We start from the raw sequence: 17,892 nt of genomic DNA, 5'->3' as shown, positions 1-17,892 counted from the left end.
TGTGCTCTCAAACTTCGCGCGGATCGCGGTCCTCAGAGTAAGATTCTTGCGTGATTGACCATATCGACAGAAGTATTTTGCGCCATCTCAAAGAGGACGGCAGAATGACTGCCACGGCCCTCGCCGCCAAGGTGGGGCTGACCGTGGCGCCCTGCCACCGCCGGCTCCGGGACCTCGAGCAGTCCGGCGTGATCCGCGGCTACAAAGCGGACATTGACCCGGCCGCCGTCGGGCTTGGCTTTGAGGCGATTGTGTTTGTCACCCTCCGGCAGGTGGACCGCCCGACCATGGAGATCTTCGAGAACCGGGTGGCGGAGAACCCGAACATCGTGGAGGCGCAGCGGCTGTTCGGTTCCCCGGACTACCTGCTCAAGGTGATCGCGGCGGACCTGCCGTCCTACCAGCGGTTCTACGACAGCGAGCTGACAGTGCTGCCAGGGGTGGAACGGCTGACCTCAACGCTGGTGATGAAGAACCTGAAATCCAACGCCGGTCCGCCCGTCTGACGTTCCTTCCAACCGCGCAGGCCTGCGAAAAAGCGCGAACGCACACTTGGGGCCCCCGATCCGGGTGGATCAGGGGCCCCAAGTGTTCGCTCGCGCTGGACTGTCTCCCTGCTCAGCGGGGGTTCAGCACGACGTTCTGGAAGATGCCCTTCCCGGTGCCGGTGTGGAGCCAGAGTGACCCATCGGCCGACACGGAAACGACGTTCGGATTGCCCGTGCCCGCAAAGCGGCCCACGCTGGCGAGGGTGGTGAAGGCGTTCCAGCCGGTGCCGAGCTGCGTGCGGGCCAGGAAGCCGGAGGCGCCGCTGCCGGGATAGAGCCAGAGCGTGCCGTCCGACGCGCGGGCCATCAGGTCAGCCTTTCCGTCACCGTTGAAGTCGTTGCCCGCAACAACCTGGCTGAAGCCCGCCCAGCCGGAGCCGATCTGCTTCCGGGCAAGGAAGGCGCCCGCCCCGTTGCCGGGGTAGAGCCACAGCTTGCCGTCCGGCTCCTGCGCGATGATGTCCGTCCTTCCGTCGCCGGAGAAGTCGCCGGGGGCGATGATCCTCGCGAAGGCATGCCAGCCGGTGCCGATCTTCTTCGCTGTCTGGAAGAGTCCCGTTCCGTTCGTGGGGTAGAGCCAGAGCGAGCCGTCGGGCTTCCGGGCCAGGAGATCAGGGCCGCCGGCGCCGTTGAAGTTCCCGGCGGACACCACCTGGTCGAAGGCCTGCCAGCCGGTACCGAGCTGCCGGGACGTGCGGAAGCCGCCCGAGCCGTTGCCGGAGTAGAGCCGCAGGACGCCCTGGGCCGTCCGGGCCAGGATGTCGGGCTTGCCGTCGCCGTCGTAATCGCCGGCTTCCCAGACCTGGCTGAAGCCGGCCCAGCCGGTGCCGATCTTCAGCTTGGTTGCGAAACCGCCGACGCCGTTGCCCGCGTACGCGGTGATGGCCCCGCTGGTGCTGGCCGAGAGGATGTCCGTGTGCCCGTCGGAGGTGAAGTCCTGGCCGGCGATCAGTTCCGTGCTGGCCCATCCGGTGGCCAGCGTGCGGCGGGCCAGGAAGCCTCCGGTTCCGCTGCCCGGGTACAGGTAAACGGTCCCGGTGCTGGAGCGGGCGAGCAGGCCGGGGCCCGTGGCGAGCCCTCCCGCTGCGGTGACGGCGGTGAAGCCCTGCCAGCCGGAGCCCACCTGTTTGGCCGCCAGGAAGCCTCCGGTTCCGTTGCCGGGGTACAGCCACAGGGTTCCGTCGGCGCGCATGGCCAGCAGGTCGGCCCGCTTGTCGCCGTTGAAATCGCCGGGTGCGATGATGCGTTTGAAGCCCTCCCAGCCGGAGCCGATCTGCTTGCGTGCCAGGAAGCCGCCGGTTCCGCTGCCGGGGTACAGCCACAGGGCTCCGTTGGACGTCCGGGCAATGAGGTCCGTCTTCCCGTCCCCGTTGAAGTCGCCGTTGCCGAGGACCATGTTGAATATGTTCCAGCCCGTCCCGATCTTCACGGCCGTTCCGAGCTTGTTTCCGCCCATGCCCGCGAACAGCAGGAGTGAACCGTCGGCTTCGCGGGAGACCATGTCCGGGCGTCCGTCGCCGTTGAAGTCGCCGGCCGAGAACTGGATCTTGGTGCGCAGGGCGAGGTCGGCGTCGATGGTGACAGTGGCCGAAGTGGCGGTCACGGTGTTGACCGTGACCCGGGTTCCCGCGTGGGTGATGAAGGTGCGGCCGGCCTGCCAGGTGTGGTTGGTGGCGTAGTACCCGCTGAACGGAACCGTGGACGGCATCAGCGCGAGCGAGGACCACGGGGTGGCGCCGCCCCGCTGGACCACTTTCACGCCCCGGTTGCCCGCGGCCCCGCTGGCCAGGTAGGCGTCGTAGCCGGCAGGCTGCCGGAGCTCCAGATAGTAGACCTCCCTGCTGACCGGATCGGTGAACTTCACCGCGCGGTAGGCCAGCTTCGTGTCGCCCCAGGGCCTCAGCGTGTAGCTCTTCACGCCGGATGCCACGCCGAGGTCGCGGATGTCGGTAGCCGAGCCCAGGCCCTTGGCGTCCCAGAACGGCGAGCTGATCACCGGCATGTTGTAGCTGGACAGCCCCATCAGGTCGGTGCTGTCGCCGTATTCGCGGATGTAGCAGGAGGAGTCGGTGAACTGGCCGGTGCTCGTGGTGCCCACATCGGATGCGCCGCTGCTGCACTGCAGGGCATCGGCGTGCATGGACCCCAGCACGTGGCCGAACTCGTGGGCGATCACGCTGTTGGTGAAGCCGCTGATCTGCGGCATCAGAACCCGTCCACTGTTGCCGGTGCTGCTGTAGCCGGCACCGAGGGCGCCGCCGGAGAGCGTGGCGCTGGGAACGAAGACCACCAGCGCCTTGTTGGTGCCGTAGGTCCACTTCAGCTCGGTGGTGATCTTGTTGATCATGTCGTAGTAGGAGTCCGTCGACCTGGCTGTCTTGGACGCCAACGCGGCACGTTCTGTCACGGTCATGGAAATGCGGCCGCCGGACATGGCTTTCCAGTAGTTGCTGGAGGCCGCCACGGCCGCTTCAGCCTGGGCCATCGGAACGGTGGCCTTGTTGTCCACCAGCGTGGCGACGACGACCTTGATTGTGAGGGCAGCGGCGGCCGTTCCTCCCGCCTCGGTCTGGAGGGCCAGGCCTGCAGGCGGCCCGTCCGCCGGAACGCCGGGCGCGGATTCGTAGCCGTGGTGCACCTGTTCCGAACCGGACTCGACCGGCAGTGACGTGCCGTTGCCGGCAGGACCCGTGGCTGCCATTGCGGTGGCGGGAAGCGAGACGAGGCCAGCGGCCAAAACCAGCAAACCTGTGGCCGACGCGATTGAACGGGAAAAAGAGCGCATTGAGTTCCTTATTGAGACCGACCCCCCGGCGGAGACCCTGAGTGAACAATGCACCCGCTGCGTGCCCAGCGCTGCGGCAGATGCTGAATCAGGTTACAGTTGCCACCGCAGGACAGCCGCCGGAATATCCGCAGTTTTCCCCAATGATTTGCGCAATATCGGAGCGCCGCTCCGCAGGGCCGGAATCAGTGCTCTAGCAGGCCCGTCGTCCGGTAGGGAATCACCTCGCGCAGGAACATGCTCGTGGACGTCCGCACGATTCCCGGGCACAGCCGGATCTCCTCCGAAACCCGGTACAGGTCGTCGGGGCTGGTGGCCACCACCCGGATCAGCAGGTCCGTGTCGCCGGCCGGGGCGTGGCACTCCAGCACCTCGGGGATCTCGCGCAGCGCCGCGATGGCCTCGTTGAGATGGCTCTGGTCCAGTTCGGCGCTGACAGCGGCGGCAACGCCCCGACCCAGGGCCGCGGGCAGCACGCGGCTGCTGTTGGGCCGGAGCGCACCCGACGCCGTCATCCGCTCCAGGCGCGACTGAACGGTGCCGCGCGCCAGGCCCAGCCGCTGGGCCAGGACCATGATTGGCAGCCGGGGATCCTCATCCAGGGCGGCAAGGATGCGCCGGTCCGTGGCGTCGAGCAGCTGCAATATGATCACTTCCTGTCCGGTTTCCGGGTGCAGGACCGATCAGATTGACCAGTCCATGCCATGCCCATTGCGCCTACTGTAGGTCTTCTGCTCAGATAGTGGCAACGCAGGCGACGGTTACCCCCACCGCCGGCAGGCTACAGGCTCACGGCACACCACCCGGCCCCCTGGACCACGCTTCCCGCAAGGAGGCAGCCGCTGATTGACTCTTGTTCACGCATTCGTCTTTCCGCAAGAAGTGCCTCGATTTCCGGACGGAGTTCCGTCCGGGGCAGGCACGGCAAGAGCCCCTGAGCCACCGATTCCCGGCCAACGCCCGGAGTGCGCGGTAGCTGAGGGGCTCTTGTGGTGTTCGGCATAGGCTGGAGGGCATGACTCACGCTGGCCGCTTCGCCCCCAGCCCGTCCGGTGAGCTGCACGTGGGAAACCTCCGCACGGCAATCCTGGCCTGGCTCTTTGCCCGTTCCACCGGGCGCCGGTTCCTGCTGCGGGTCGAGGACCTCGACCGGGCACGGGCCGGAGCCGAAGCCGCGCAGCTGCGGGACCTGGCCGCCGTCGGAGTGACCTGGGACGGCGGGGTGGTGCGGCAGACGGACCGCGAACCGCTGTATACGGCGGCCATCGGAGAGCTGGCCGCTGCCGGGCTGACGTACGAATGCTTCTGCACCCGCCGTGAGATCCAGGAGGCACCCTCCGCGCCGCACGCGCCCCAGGGCGCCTACCCCGGAACGTGCAGGGGGCTGTCGGCGGCGGAGCTCGAGTTCAAGCGATCCACCCGCCCGGCGGCCATCCGGTTACGTTCCTCCGTGGCCGAGTGGACTGTCGAGGACATGCTGCATGGGTCGTTCACTGGAGTAGTGGACGACTTCGTCCTGCGCCGGAACGACGGTGTGACGGCGTACAACCTGGCCGTCGTCGTCGATGATGCCGAGCAGGGCGTAGACCAGGTTGTCCGGGGGGACGACCTCCTGCCCTCGACGCCCCGGCAGGCATATCTCGCCTCGCTCCTGAATATGCCAGTTCCGGAATATGCTCACGTGCCGCTGGTGGTGAACGCCGGCGGCGCCAGGCTTGCCAAGCGCGACGGCGCGGTCACCCTGGGTGACCTGGCCGCCGTCGGACATCCAGCCGAAGCCGTGCAGAGGACGATTCTGCAGTCGCTGGGCCTGCCCGGCGACTCTCTAAATGCCGCCCTCGAAGGGTTTTCGCCCGCCCGCCTGCCGCGCGAGCCATGGGTGTGGCCCGGGGCATAGCGGCCGGCGTCACGCATTCCTGGCCCGCTGTTCCAGCTTCTCCAGCGACGCGTGGAGCAGGTCCGTGCTCCGGCGTTCATCAATAACGATCGAGGCCCCCAGTGCGGCAACAATGATGAGCAGGCAGGCGGGAACCGAAACGCCCGCCGCCGCCAGGGCCACGGTTCCGGCGAGGACGCACACCACTCCCGTGGTGACGGCGATGAGGGTGCGGTCGACGCACGTCATGACGCTGAAGAGCGCCGTGAGCGAGACCTTGAACAGCGCCACGGGAACGGCGATGCTGGCCACCGCCACGGCGGCGCTGACGTGTGCGGCATGGTCGATGTAGTACGCGGCGACGTGCAGGCCCGCCCCGGTGGCGGCGATCGCGGCGAAGACGGGGATGTGGCCGTAGCCGAAGAAGTAGGAACGGTGACGCTGCAGGTGCAGGGCCCGGCCGGCGGGCAGGATGAAGTAGATCCACCACATGCCGAAGGCCAATGCGGTGCCGCCGAAACCCACCAGAGCAGCATCAAGCGACCATCCATGGTTGGCGATGATGGCGCGGAGTGTCTCGACGGCGCCGATCAGGCATTCACCCAGGGCGATGATGGCCAGCAGTCCGTAGCGTTCGGCGATGTGGTGGGCGTGCCAGGGAGTGGTTGCATTCCGCTCGGCCGCATACGGGGTGGCGAGTTCCAGGACGTACAGCGGTGCAATCATCAGGAACGTGGTGGGCACGTCCGCCTGGATGAACAGCACCGCGATCCACCCCAGCTGGACAACCGCCAGGTATCCCGCGTAGCGCAGGCACGTCTTCCGGCGGGCAGGGTCCTGCCGGGCGGCCCGCAGCCACTGGGAGACCAGGGCCAGGCGCATGATGATGTAGCCGCCCACGATGACGGTGTTGTCCACGTGCTTTCCCTCCACGAGGGAGTGGAACATGGGCTCGATCCCCATCGCCAGGATCAGGACGCCCACCAGTTGGACCATGGTGACCACCCGGAACACCCAGTCGTCGGTGTCGTAGGCGCTGGCGAACCAGGTGAAGTTGATCCAGGCCCAGATCACGGCAAACATCGCGAAGGAAAAGCCGAGCAGCCCGGCGCCGAAGTGTCCCTCCGCGATCTCGTGCGCAAATTGGCTGCCGGCCACCCCGAACGCGATCACGAAGGTGAGGTCGAAGAAGAGCTCCAGCGGGGTGGCTGTCCGGTGCGGCTGGTGCGGATCCCGGCCGCCCATGCGGGCCACGGCGTGCCGGAGGGGATTAGAAGGCATGGGTCAAACAGTAGCGCGTCTGCGCGCCCGCCAGAGCAGGGCAATGTAGGCCAGGTCGAACACACTGCACAGGGCTCCGAGCCCAAGGATCAGGGCCGAACTTCCGTACCCGCCGTAGACAATGGTGGGGGCAAGGGTGCCGACCCACTTGGCCACCGCGATGACGGGCGACTGGCCCCGGCCGCTTCCGCGCGAACAGCAACTGCACAATGGCGCCGCCCAGTTCGCCGGAACAGTGCGGGTTCGCCGTAAACTTCCGGCGAACCCGCACCGCGGCGAGTTCGGCCAGCGAACGGCGGGACCGGCCGGCTACACCCGGCCCAGGGCGTCGATGTCCTCCAGGAACTCCTGGTGCACCTCATCGCTGACGGTGGTGCGGGTGTCCGCAATGGCGTCGAGGTAGTCCTGGGTGGCGGGCCCCTTCCGGACCGCCTCGCGGACGGACACGCCGCCACCGGACGCCAGCCCGCCGTCGTCGTACACGGCCTTTTCCAGCGCCCGCTGTGAGGCGCTCCGCGCGGCAAACTCGATGTCCGCGGGGGAGAAGCCCGCGGTGCGGTCCACCAGCTGCTCCACGTCCACATCGTCCACCACGGCGGCGGGGATGAAGCGCTGCCACATGGCCTCGCGGGCCTGCCGGTCGGGGAGGCCGATGGGGATGACGTAGTCGAACCGGCCGTGCCGCAGGAAGGCGGAGTCGAGGGCACGGATGAAGTTGGTGGCGCAGACCAGCAGGCGGCCGGGCTGTTCGCGGAAGGCCGGGATGATTTTGAGCAGCTCGTTGGTGACGCCCTGCAGCGGCGACGGCGGGTCCCCGGCACGCTGGGAGGCGATCTCCTCCACTTCGTCGATGAAGACGACGGCGTGCTCGAGTTCCGAGATCTCCAGGAAGGTCTCCCGCAGCGCGCCGGCCAGGCCCTTGGGATCGGCGGCAAGACGGGAGGGGAAGACTTCCACGAATGGCCACTCCAGCCGGGAGGCGATGGCCTTGGCGAAGGTGGTCTTGCCGGTGCCGGGCGGCCCGAACAGCACCACGGCACGCGGCGGCACGACGCCGAACTCGTCGGCGAGGTCGGCCTCGGCCAGGGGCAGGACCAGGCGGCGCTCCAGCAACTCCTTCTCCCGGCGCATGCCGGCCACGTTCTCCCACAGGTCCCGGGCCAGGATTCGGCCGCCGAGCAGGCCCAGGGGCTCGAGCTCCTGGCGCTGCACGGGGATGGTGCGCTCGAAGTAGCGCAGGTTCTTCTTGAGCACGAAGCCGCGGCTCAGGAAGGCCTCCACCCGGGTCTCCGACTCGGGCATCAGGGCGGAAAGCTTGTTCAGCCCGTGCGGCGCCATCCGGTTTTCGACGGCGGCCAGCAGGGAGGTGCCGATGCCCCGGCCGCGGAATTCGGGCAGCGTGGCCAGGAAGACGATCCAGCCCTGGTCATGCGCTGCGCGTCCGACGGCGGCTCCCACCACCTGGTCGCCGAGGACCGCCACCACGGCGTGGTCCTTTTCGCAGGAGGCCAGCACTTCGGAGAGCGCATAGACCGGCTCGACATTGGTGGCCTTCAGCGATTCCCAGAGGTGCAGGATGCCGTCAAGGTCCGCGGAGTGGAAGTCCCGGATCCGCCAGTTGGTCATGAGGTTGTCTCCCGTGGTTCGACGTTGAGCCAGTTCTGAGCTGCTCAGCCGAGCATAGGCGATGGCGCGCCGGCACGGGGTTGCAGGTGCGTTGCGTTACGCGCGGCGGTCAGCCCTTGGCCGCGTCTTTGGCCGCTGCGCCCCTGCGGAAGTGGTGGTTGCTGTGGTGGTCCTCCTTGGTGTGCACCACGAGGACCGGGCATTCGGCATGCGCGACGCAGGCGGTGCTGACCGAGCCGAGGTGCAGGCCCATGAAGCCGCCGTGGCCCCTTCGCCCCACCACCAGCATCGCCGCTCCGGCGGCGGCCTCCACCAGCGTGGCCGGGGCCGGGCCCCGCACGAGCTCACTGGTCAGGGTCTCCGGGACGTCCGGCCCGAACGCCTTCTCGACGGACTGGGCCAGGACCTTGGCAGCCGAGGTCTCGAACGCCTCGAAATCCGGGGGGATGTACCCGGCATACATTTCCGGGAAATGCCAGCACGCCACCGCATGGACACGGGCACCCAGGCCCGGTGCCAGCCGCGCCGCCAGGCGGAGGGCCTCCACCGAGGAGTCGGAACCGTCCACGCCCACAACCACTTTGCCTTCTCCATCCATCGTTGTTCTCCTTTACAACCTAGACTTTGCGACTTCGACCGGATTGTCGGTCACTGATAGGACGGTCACCGCCGCGGCAGCGGCTGTATCTGCAAGGTGACGCCGGCGGCCGCGGCGTCGCGGAAGCGCGCATCGATCTGCACCACGTCCCGCCCGGCCCGCTGCAGCAGGCTGGCCGCGACGCCGGCGCGGTAGCCGGTGGCGCAATGGACCCAGAGGCACCCCGCGGGCAGTTCGCCCAGACGGTCCAGCAGTTCGTGCAGCGGCACGTTGATGGCGCCGGCGACGTGGGAGGCGGCAAACTCGTCCGGGCGCCGAACGTCCACTACGGGGTCGCCGTCGGGCTTCTCATGAACGACGGCGGGCCAGCCCGCCCGGGGGTAGGAGGCGACGGCGGCTCCCGGCGCGAGTTCGCCGGGTTCCGTTCCCACCGCGGCATCGGGGTGGTCGATGCCGATGCGGGAAAGGTCCCGGATGGCGTTTTGCACATCCTCGCGGGCGCCGACGAGCGTCAGCTTCTCGCCCCAGGGCAGGACCCAGCCCAAGTACGAACTGAAGCTTCGCCCCGAGCCGTATTCGAAACTGACGGTGCCCTGCAGGTGGTTGCTGGCGAACAGGACGCGGTGGCGCAGGTCCACCACCCACTCGCCGCCCGCCAGCCGCTCCGTCAGTTCACCGGCGCCGAGGGACTCCGGCAGGCTCAGGTCCGCAGGCTCGGGGCCGGTCATGTTGAGGGGGGCCATGTGGGCGTAATAGGAAGGATAGGCGGACAGGTTGGCCATGAGTTCGGCCGCGAAGTGCTCGGGATCCGGATCCATGAGCGCGTGGTTGGCTTCGAGCTGCTCCGCGATGGTCGACGCCTCCGCACGCGTGGCGGGCCCGATCGAGCAGAACGAGCCGAACCCGTGGGTGGGATAGAGGGCAGCATCCGGGCCTGCTTCATCGGCGAGCCGGTGGACGGACGCGTACTGGTCCCGCGTCAGTCCGGCGGTGTCTCCGGGGCCGAGGAGGTCGGTGCGGCCCACGGAGCCGAAGAGCAGGCTGCCCCCGGAAAACACGGCCCGCACCCGTCCGTCCGTGACGATGTAGGACAGGTGCGTGCGGGTGTGCCCTGGAGTGGCCACCGCGCGGAGCGTGAGCGCGCCGATCTGCATGGTTTGGCCGTCCTTGACCGGCTCGCACTCGTAGGCCACCTGGTCCGCGGCGTTTATCAGGTATTTGGCGCTGTGCGCGCGGGCGAGGATCAGGCCGCCGGTGAGGTAGTCGTTGTGGACGTGGGTTTCTGCCACGTGGGTGATCTGCACTCCGGCTTTCCGGGCAGCTTCCTCGATGCGGTCCGTGTCCCGCTGGGCATCAACCACCAGCGCCACGCGGCCGTCATGGACCAGGTAGCTGCGGTCCCCGAGTTGCGGGGTTTCGATGACAACGACGTCCACTGGTCCGGCCCCTTCGACGCGCCGGAGAGGCGCCGCTCATCGCGGGCCTCGCCCCGGATGCCTCCATGGTAGGCCGATTGAGTTCAGATGTGGCCTGCTGAACTTGAGTTCTGCGCAGTTCTGCACCACTTTCCCGGGGCGCTCAGCTGCTGGCGACCCGATTGTCGCGGCGGCGGCGTCCGCAGGGAGGCAAAGCGGTGCAGAAATGCGCGACCAGGACTACAGATGCGCCGGGAATAACGCTCAGACCCTGAGCGGGACGGCGTGCACCTCGTCCGCCGGGTGCCCGGCCCGCTCGTGAATGCGCTGCACAGCCTCGGCCGAAGGCGCTTCCGAGAGGCAGTAGACGAGCCCTGACTCCGGGTCCGCCCAGGCGGACTTGAAGTCGACCTTCTCGTCGTCCTGGATGGCGAGGTCGGCATTGTGGGCTGCCAGCAGATCCTCCTGGGTGATCCCCTTCATGTTGTGGTGAACGTCCATGAACTCCGGCATGATAACTCTCCCTTGAGCTGCTCGTGGGTGGATGCGGCTTGAGACTAAACCCGCCCCAACCGGGCGTCAAGAGAAGCAGGGAAAGGCGCCCGGCTAAGCACGACGGACAGAAGCGCGAACGGACACTTGGGGCCCGGGGAGTGGGGCCCAAGTGTCCGTTCGCGCTGTGTTGCGGGGGTGAAGCGCTGGCTTGCTAGATCCGGTCCGCGGCACCCGGCCCGGGGCGGTTGGCGATGACGGGGGACATGCCGGTGAAGCCTTCGCGGGCTTCGGCGATTTCGTGGATGCGTTTGCGGCAGGCGTACCAGCCGGCGGTCATGAGGGCGGTGGCGATGAGGGTGACCAGGAGGGTCAGGGGTGAGTCGATGAAGACCATGACGAGGACGCCGAGGAGGAAGAGCAGGGAGAGGTAGCCGGTGTAGGGTGCGCCGAACATCCGGAATGAGGGTCGTTTGAGCCAGCCTTTGTCGGCCCAGCGTTTGAGTTGGATCTGGCACAGGACGATGGTGGCCCAGGTGACGATGATGCCGACGGAGGCGATGTTCAGGACGATTTCGAAGGCCTGGGCGGGGACGAGGTAGTTCAGGGGGACGCCGAGGAGGGAGACGCCGGCGGTGATGGCGATGCCGCCGTAGGGGACGCCGGCTTTGTTCATGCGTTGGGCGAATTTGGGGGCGGAGCCGGCGACGGACATGGAGCGCAGGATCCGGCCGGTGGAGTAGAGGCCGGCGTTGAGGGAGGACAGGGCGGCGGTGAGGACGACGAGGTTCATGATGACGTCCACGCCCTGGATGCCGATGGAGCCGAAGAACGTCACGAAGGGGCTGACGCCTTTTTGGTAGGAGGTGTAGGGCAGGAGCAGGGCGAGGAGGATGACGGAGCCGACGTAGAACACGGCGATGCGGAAGACCACGGAGTTGATGGCTTTGGGCATGATCTTTTCGGGGTTTTCGGTTTCGCCGGCGGCGGTGCCGACGAGTTCGATGGAGGCGTAGGCGAACAGGACGCCTTGCATGAGGATGATCATGGGCAGCAGGCCGTTGGGGAAGATGCCGCCGTTGTCGGTGATCAGGCTGAAGCCGGTTTCCTGGCCGGGGACGGGGGTGCCGAAGATGACGAAGTAGGTGCCGATGAGCAGGAATGCGACGAGGGCGGCGACTTTGATGATGGCGAACCAGAATTCCATTTCGCCGAAGACCTTGACTGAGACGAGGTTCAGGCCGAGGACGACGATGAGGGCGGTCAGGGCCCAGACCCATTGGGGGACGTCGGCCATCCAGGGGATGTAGTTGCCGAAGAAGTTCATGTAGAGGGCGGCGGCGGTGATGTCCACGATGGTGGTGGTGGCCCAGTTGATCCAGTAGAACCAGCCGGAGACGAAGGCTGCTTTTTCGCCGAAGAATTCGCGGGCGTAGGAGACGAATGAGCCTGAGGAGGGCCGGTGCAGGACCAGTTCGCCGAGGGCGCGCAGGATGAGGAAGGCGAAGAAGCCGCAGACGGCGTAAGCGATGACCAGGGACGGGCCGGCGGCGTTGAGCCGGCCGCCGGCGCCGAGGAACAGGCCGGTGCCGATCGCGCCGCCGATGGCGATCATCTGGATCTGCCGCGGCTTCAGGCTCTTGTGGTAGCCCTTGTCCTCGGCATGGAGAAGGTTTTCGGTGGCGTGTGCCTGGGCCGGGACCGTATGGTCAGTGACTGCCGCGTTCGAGGCGGCGCCCTGTGGGGAATTGGACATGGGGGATCCTTTGGTTTCCGGTTTGGGGAGTCGGGGCTTGCGGGTACTACTTGCTGAGGTTGGCCAGGCGTTCGGGGCTGAGGAGCTCCCGGAGCTGCGTTTCGGTGAGCAGGCCGTGTTCGAGGACGAGTTCAGCCACGCCGCGGCCGGTGGCGAGGGCTTCCTGGGCGATCGCGGTGGCGGTGGCGTAGCCGAGGTGCGGGTTGAGGGCGGTCACCAGGCCGATGGACTGTTCGACGGTGAGGCGGAGGTGCTCGGTGTTGGCGGTGATGCCGCGGACACAGCGGGCCGTGAGGGTGCGGCAGGCTGCTTCGAGGTGCGAGATGCTCTTGTGCAGGCTGTGCACGATGATCGGTTCGAACGCGTTGAGCTGGAGCTGCCCGGCTTCGGCGGCCATGGTGATGGTGACGTCGTTGCCGATGACCTCGTAGGCCACCTGGCTGACCACTTCCGGGATCACCGGGTTGATCTTGCCGGGCATGATGGAGGATCCGGACTGGACGGCGGGCAGGTTGATCTCGCCGAATCCGGCCCGCGGTCCGGAGGAGAGCAGGCGGAGGTCGTTGCAGGTCTTGGAGAGCTTGACGGCCACGCGCTTGAGCACGCCGGAGAGGTGGACGAAGGCGCCCACGTCCTGGGTGGCCTCGATGAGGTCGACGGCGGTGACCAGCGGCAGGCCGGTGATTTCGGCCAAGTGCCGGCAGGCGGCCTCGGCGTAGCCGGCGGGGGCGTTCAGGCCGGTGCCGATCGCGGTGGCGCCGAGGTTGATCTCGTGGATGAGCAGATCCGCCTCGGCCAGCCGCTGCCGGTCCTCGCCGATCGTCACCGCATAGGTGCCGAATTCCTGGCCCAGGGTCATGGGTACGGCGTCCTGGAGCTGGGTGCGGCCCATTTTCACGACCGTGCGGAACTCCATGGCCTTTTCCGCGAACGCCTCTTCGAGTTCGGCCAGCGCGGAGAGCAGCTCGCGGGCGGCGAAGATGGTGCCGAGCTTGACCGCGGTGGGGTACACATCGTTGGTGGACTGGCTGAGGTTCACGTGGTCGTTGGGGTGCAGCCGGGCGTAGTCGCCCTTGGGGTGGCCGAGGATCTCCAGGGCGCGGTTGGCGATGACCTCGTTGGCGTTCATGTTCGACGACGTTCCCGCGCCGCCCTGGATCACGTCGACCACGAACTGTTCGCTGAGTTCGCCGTTCATCACATCGGTGCACGCCTGTTCGATGGCCGCGGCACGTTCGGCGTCCAGCAGCCCGAGTTCCAGGTTGGTGCGCGCGGCCGCCAGTTTCACGGCGGCGAGGCCGCGGACCAGGTGCATGTTGGAAGAGAGCGGCTGGCCGGTGATGGGGAAGTTTTCCACGGCGCGCAGCGTGTGGACGCCCCAGTAGGCGCCGGCGGGGATATCACGGTCGCCGAGCAGGTCATGCTCGGAACGGACGCCAGGAAGAGTCTGGCCGTCGGACAGGGATTGGGCATCCGGCAGGGTTTGGGTCTCGGTCATGTGGTGCGGTCCTTAAAGAACGTCGTCGGTCGGGGACAGGGAAGAAAAGTCTGCGGCCCGGAGCAGGCCCACTTGGCGGCCGCCGCCGAGGACCGCGCCGGTGGCGATGCCCGCAAGGGCGGAGGTGTCGACGTCGAGCGCTTCCAGCGCACGGACGGTGACAGGCATTCTGGCCCGGTCACCGCCGTCGGAAATCTTGACGGCGACGGCGCGTCCGTCCGGCAGCCCAACCAGTTGGATGCCTTCGAAGCCGTCCTTCGCCAGGGCGCCGGGCAGGAGGCGCATGAGCTCCGTGACGTCGCGGCCCTCGCCCGCCACCATTTCCGGATGGCGGCGCATGGACTGCGCGACGGCGGCTTCCGGGCTTTCGGGGGCGGACTCACCATCCGCCAGTTCGGCGGAGGCGAGGCGACCGAAGGCGCGGGCCATTCCGGCCAAGGTGAGGGCGAACAGCGGGGTTCCGCAGCCGTCGGTGCTGACGCCGGCGGGTTCCTCACCGGTCAGATCGGTGACGGTTTCGGCGACCAGCTTTTGCAGTGGATGGGAGGGGTCGAGGTAACCCTGCACCGGCCAGCCGTTGATAACGCAGGTGGCGGCCATGGCGGCGTGCTTGCCGGAGCAGTTCTGGGCCAGCTGGGTGGGCCGGCCGCCGTCACGCAGCCACTCCTCGCGCTCGCGGACGCCGTAGGGGAGGTCGGAGCTGTTTTCGAGGGCCGCAGCCGTGAGGCCGTGCAGTTCCAGGATGCGGCTGGCGCCGTCGAGGTGCCGGGCTGCGCCGGAGTGGCTCGCCGCGGTGAGGGCCAGCAGATCGGCCGGCAGGTCCAGCCCGGCCCGGACCATGGCCACGGACTGCAGGGGCTTGAGGGAGGACCGGGGGTAGAACGCGGTCCGGGGTTCGCCGGCGGTGAGCAGGGTGCGGCCGCCCGGGGCGGTGGCGATCAGGGAGCCGTAGTGGACGCTCTCCACCAGCCCGTCACGGGTCTGGAACGCAAGGGGCTCGTGCCGCGGCAGGATCGCTGCTGCGGCGGCTGGCGGCGCGGAAAGGGAATGGCTTGCCGGCATGGCGGGGGAAGGCATGGCGTCCTCTGGGTTGCGTGTTGACTTGAGTTGGGTGTGGCGTGGAGGCGTCGGGGGAGCGGTTGGTTCGGAGTGCCAGGGATGCAGGGCCGCTACTGGTTGAGGATGGAGTCGAGGGCTTCGCTGACTGCACGCAGGTGTTCGGCCATGGCCGCGCTGGCGTCCGCCGCGGATCCGGCTTCGACGGCGTCCAGGATGAGCCGGTGCTCGACGTCGGAGGCGTGCTGGCGGTCGGCCACCATGTTGAGGGTTTCGGACTGGTGGACGAGGGCGTCGCGGATGTCGGCCACCACGCTTTCGAACACCTTGTTGCCGCTGGCCCGGGCGATGGCTGCATGGAAGCTGGAGTCGAGGGCAACCCAGGCTTCGGGGTCCGTTTCCGCGGCCATGGATGCCATCATGCCGCGGAGGATCTCCAGGTCCTCGGTGGTGCGGCGCTCGGCAGCCAGGCCGGCGGCGGGGACCTCGATGTGCGGGCGCGCCTCGGTGAGGTCCCGGGCGGAGAACTGGCCCAGGACAAGATCGTTGGCAACATGGTCGGCCACGACGAACGTGCCGCGGCCAGTCTTTGTCACGGTCAGGCCGAGCGCGGTGCAGGAACGCAAGGCTTCGCGGATCACCGAGCGGCTCACTCCGTACTGCGAAGCCAGGGCAGCTTCCGAGCTGAGTTTGGCGCCGACGGCCAACGCGCCGCTCTGGATGTCGGCGCGGATGGCGTTGAAGACAGCTTCGGCCGCGCTGAGGCGCGCTAGCGGAAGGGTACCCGCTCCGCCCCGCTGCTCGGCTTGCTGTCCGGCTGTCCGGCTGTCTGACAGGTTCACGATTAAGAATATGGCACGGGTCACAGGCGGCTGTCAACCAGGAGTCGGCAAAAGGGGGGGTAGCCCTCCCAAGCTTTTTACAGGTTATTCAGTCGAACATGGTCCGAGGGGGAGTGCACGCAAGTTGCCAGGACCGCAGCAGCAGGCGCTTCGATTTCTCGTATTCAACCGGAAAGGTTGCACGGGACTGGCATTGGCAAACGACTGCGATGAGTGGTGAGGCTAGTGACCATCCCGATACAGGCCGACGTTCAACTCCCGGAATTAACTTTTTTTCACTCGGGCGGGCGCAGTAGAGGTCGCAGGGCCTCCTGGCTCCCCGCGCTGCTGGCAGCGCTGTCGCTTGCGCTGACTGTTTTGGTGGTGCCGGTTACGGCGACGGCTGCTGAAGGTGACGTTGGGGTCCAGGGTCCGTCCCATACGGGGACGGGGACGCCGACGGGGACGAAGCGGCAGACGAATGCGTTGTGGTTCAACGACGGGATCTGGTGGGGGAACCTGTGGGACACGGCTAGCTCGGATTTTCATATCTTCCGCTTCAATGCCGCGACGAGCTCGTGGGTCAACACGGGTGTGACGACGGAGACGCGGTCGAACACCCATCATGACGTGTTGTGGGACGGGACCACGTTGTATGTGGCGAGCTATCGGTTCGTCAACGACGGTCTGCCGTCCGAACCAAACTTCCCGACGACGATGCGGCGTTACAGCTACAACTCGAGTACAAAGACGTACTCGCTGCTGACTTCTAGAAACATCCACAACCGCAAAGTCGAGACCATGTCCATCGACAAGGACTCCAGCGGCCGGGTGTGGGCCACCTGGCAGCAGGATAACCGGATCTATCTGAACGTCACTGCCACGGATGGCACGACGTGGGGGACGCCGTTCCCGCATCCTGCATCGTTGGGCACCGTGTCTGTGGACGACAACTCGGCTCTGATCGCGTTTGGACCCGGCAAGATGGGTGTGATGTGGAGCCGGCAGCTCGGTGACGCCAACGACGGCATGTACTGGAGCTCCCACGTCGACGGAGCGGCAAGCACCACCTGGACCACTCCTGTGGCGGCGGTGAAGGGGCTGCGCAGCGGTGATGACCATATGAACCTGAAGTGGCTGGACTCCTCGACTGATCGGGTTTTCGCCGCTATCAAGACGTCGTTCACCTCGGCGTCTCAGCCCCTGATCCAGCTGTTGGCATTCAACGGTACGACGTGGTCGGCCCACACGATCGCGACTGTGGCCGAGTGCCCCAACCGCGTGATCGTCATGCTTGATGAGAGCACGCAGAGGGTGCGTACCTTCGCTACCTATCCGAAACCGAGCGGCACGACGAACGCCGGTGTCTGCACCAGCTCGGGGGGTGCGATCTACGAAAAGTCCACGCCGCTGGACAACATCAGCTTCACCACCGCGAAGACGGCCCGCATCGTGGACGCCGACCAGTACGTGCACAACGTGACGTCGACGAAGCAGAATCTCAACAGTACGGCGCGGGGCACGGCCAACAGCGGCCTGCTGCTGCTCGCCGATGTGAACGCCACGAGCCGGTACTGGCACTTCTACGACCCGAGCGGCGGTGCGGGTGGCGGTGGTGATACGACGGAGACCATCACACTCACGGCCACCGCAGACAGCTATGTCTCGAGCGGGGCGACGGGGACGAACTTTGGCACGAGTACCACGCTGCGTTCGGACAACAGCCCGGTGGAGGCCACGTACTTGAAATTCGACCTCTCGCCGTATGCGGGTAGGACGCTGGTGAGTGCCAGGCTGCTGCTGCGCAGCGGCGGGAACGGGTCTACGGGTACGCAGAACGTCAAGCTGGTCGCCAGTGACAGCTGGACCGAGGGCGGTATCACGTACACCAACCGTCCGGCGGTCGGCACCAGCATCGGCAGCCTCGGCCAAACAACGACCAACACCAGCTACAGCGTTCCATTGGCGGCCAGCGCCCTGACCGGCGACCTCGGCCAGCAGCTCTCTCTTGGAGTGGACGCCAACGGCAGTGACGGCCTGGAGCTCAACTCCAAGGAAGCCGGAAGCACGGCCGCACCCAAGCTGGTACTCACGCTGCAGAAGTAGGAACACGCTCTCGGCCGGGTGCTTCGCAAGGCGA

At 67.2% G+C, this 17,892-nt stretch carries 14 protein-coding genes; 3 read left to right on the top strand and 11 right to left on the bottom strand.

What is annotated here, in order from left to right:
- Positions 1 to 50: 50 nt before the first annotated feature.
- Complete coding sequence (locus ABRP34_RS12870; RefSeq protein WP_307098179.1) at positions 51 to 506, top strand: Lrp/AsnC family transcriptional regulator; 456 nt, start codon at positions 51 to 53, stop codon at positions 504 to 506.
- Between the two features lie 112 nt (positions 507 to 618).
- On the opposite strand, the gene ABRP34_RS12865 is transcribed toward ABRP34_RS12870, so the two are convergent.
- Both ABRP34_RS12865 and ABRP34_RS12860 read right to left on the bottom strand, forming a co-directional pair.
- A complete protein-coding gene (locus ABRP34_RS12865; protein WP_353710473.1) occupies positions 619 to 3,333 on the bottom strand; it encodes an FG-GAP-like repeat-containing protein in 2,715 nt (904 codons plus the stop codon).
- 185 nt (positions 3,334 to 3,518) lie between these two features.
- Positions 3,519 to 3,986, bottom strand: a complete 468-nt coding sequence (locus ABRP34_RS12860) for an Lrp/AsnC family transcriptional regulator (RefSeq protein ID WP_043419840.1) — start codon at positions 3,984 to 3,986, stop codon at positions 3,519 to 3,521.
- 362 nt (positions 3,987 to 4,348) lie between these two features.
- Here ABRP34_RS12860 and gluQRS point away from each other — a divergent pair, with 362 nt between their 5' ends.
- Complete coding sequence (gene gluQRS / locus ABRP34_RS12855; protein ID WP_353710472.1) at positions 4,349 to 5,230, top strand: tRNA glutamyl-Q(34) synthetase GluQRS; 882 nt, start codon at positions 4,349 to 4,351, stop codon at positions 5,228 to 5,230.
- Between the two features lie 9 nt (positions 5,231 to 5,239).
- On the opposite strand, the gene ABRP34_RS12850 is transcribed toward gluQRS, so the two are convergent.
- The 9 genes from ABRP34_RS12850 to ABRP34_RS12810 form a co-directional block, all read right to left on the bottom strand.
- Complete coding sequence (locus tag ABRP34_RS12850; protein WP_353710471.1) at positions 5,240 to 6,490, bottom strand: low temperature requirement protein A; 1,251 nt, start codon at positions 6,488 to 6,490, stop codon at positions 5,240 to 5,242.
- A 309-nt stretch (positions 6,491 to 6,799) separates the two neighbouring features.
- The gene (locus ABRP34_RS12845; RefSeq protein ID WP_003805722.1) at positions 6,800 to 8,116 is read right to left on the bottom strand and encodes a GNAT family N-acetyltransferase; all 1,317 of its coding nucleotides are present in this window, start codon (positions 8,114 to 8,116) and stop codon (positions 6,800 to 6,802) included.
- A gap of 109 nt (positions 8,117 to 8,225) precedes the next feature.
- Positions 8,226 to 8,714, bottom strand: coding sequence for a universal stress protein (locus ABRP34_RS12840; RefSeq protein WP_003805725.1), 489 nt, complete (start codon positions 8,712 to 8,714; stop codon positions 8,226 to 8,228).
- Between the two features lie 65 nt (positions 8,715 to 8,779).
- Complete coding sequence (locus tag ABRP34_RS12835) at positions 8,780 to 10,150, bottom strand: MBL fold metallo-hydrolase (protein ID WP_353710470.1); 1,371 nt, start codon at positions 10,148 to 10,150, stop codon at positions 8,780 to 8,782.
- A gap of 243 nt (positions 10,151 to 10,393) precedes the next feature.
- A complete protein-coding gene (locus ABRP34_RS12830) occupies positions 10,394 to 10,642 on the bottom strand; it encodes an SCO4226 family nickel-binding protein (RefSeq protein WP_353710469.1) in 249 nt (82 codons plus the stop codon).
- A 193-nt stretch (positions 10,643 to 10,835) separates the two neighbouring features.
- Complete coding sequence (locus tag ABRP34_RS12825) at positions 10,836 to 12,377, bottom strand: amino acid permease (RefSeq protein WP_353710468.1); 1,542 nt, start codon at positions 12,375 to 12,377, stop codon at positions 10,836 to 10,838.
- Between the two features lie 46 nt (positions 12,378 to 12,423).
- Positions 12,424 to 13,875 (bottom strand): aspartate ammonia-lyase, encoded by a 1,452-nt coding sequence (locus tag ABRP34_RS12820; protein WP_003798650.1) that lies wholly within the window; start codon positions 13,873 to 13,875, stop codon positions 12,424 to 12,426.
- A gap of 12 nt (positions 13,876 to 13,887) precedes the next feature.
- Positions 13,888 to 14,952: an asparaginase gene (locus ABRP34_RS12815; RefSeq protein ID WP_353710467.1), complete on the bottom strand. Its 1,065-nt coding sequence runs from the start codon at positions 14,950 to 14,952 to the stop codon at positions 13,888 to 13,890.
- Positions 14,953 to 15,044: 92 nt separating this feature from the next.
- The gene (locus ABRP34_RS12810; RefSeq protein ID WP_353710466.1) at positions 15,045 to 15,773 is read right to left on the bottom strand and encodes an FCD domain-containing protein; all 729 of its coding nucleotides are present in this window, start codon (positions 15,771 to 15,773) and stop codon (positions 15,045 to 15,047) included.
- Positions 15,774 to 15,998: 225 nt separating this feature from the next.
- On the opposite strand from ABRP34_RS12810, the gene ABRP34_RS12805 reads away from it, so the two are divergent.
- Positions 15,999 to 17,858: a DNRLRE domain-containing protein gene (locus ABRP34_RS12805; protein ID WP_353710465.1), complete on the top strand. Its 1,860-nt coding sequence runs from the start codon at positions 15,999 to 16,001 to the stop codon at positions 17,856 to 17,858.
- Positions 17,859 to 17,892 lie beyond the last annotated feature (34 nt).

The sequence above is a fragment of the Arthrobacter sp. K5 genome, assembly GCF_040448525.1.
GTDB classification, from domain to species: Bacteria; Actinomycetota; Actinomycetes; order Actinomycetales; family Micrococcaceae; genus Arthrobacter; species Arthrobacter globiformis.
This window is presented reverse-complemented; position numbering and strand designations above follow the sequence as displayed.

Bases quoted from the DNA above. Each gene is read 5' to 3' on its own strand.
- ABRP34_RS12865 (WP_353710473.1), bottom strand. From the start codon at position 3,333: ATGCGCTCTTTTTCCCGTTCAATCGCGTCGGCCACAGGTTTGCTGGTT.
- gluQRS (WP_353710472.1), top strand. From the start codon at position 4,349: ATGACTCACGCTGGCCGCTTCGCCCCCAGCCCGTCCGGTGAGCTGCAC.
- ABRP34_RS12850 (WP_353710471.1), bottom strand. From the start codon at position 6,490: ATGCCTTCTAATCCCCTCCGGCACGCCGTGGCCCGCATGGGCGGCCGG.
- ABRP34_RS12845 (WP_003805722.1), bottom strand. From the start codon at position 8,116: ATGACCAACTGGCGGATCCGGGACTTCCACTCCGCGGACCTTGACGGC.
- ABRP34_RS12840 (WP_003805725.1), bottom strand. From the start codon at position 8,714: ATGGATGGAGAAGGCAAAGTGGTTGTGGGCGTGGACGGTTCCGACTCC.
- ABRP34_RS12830 (WP_353710469.1), bottom strand. From the start codon at position 10,642: ATGCCGGAGTTCATGGACGTTCACCACAACATGAAGGGGATCACCCAG.
- ABRP34_RS12825 (WP_353710468.1), bottom strand. From the start codon at position 12,377: ATGTCCAATTCCCCACAGGGCGCCGCCTCGAACGCGGCAGTCACTGAC.
- ABRP34_RS12820 (WP_003798650.1), bottom strand. From the start codon at position 13,875: ATGACCGAGACCCAAACCCTGCCGGATGCCCAATCCCTGTCCGACGGC.
- ABRP34_RS12815 (WP_353710467.1), bottom strand. From the start codon at position 14,952: ATGCCTTCCCCCGCCATGCCGGCAAGCCATTCCCTTTCCGCGCCGCCA.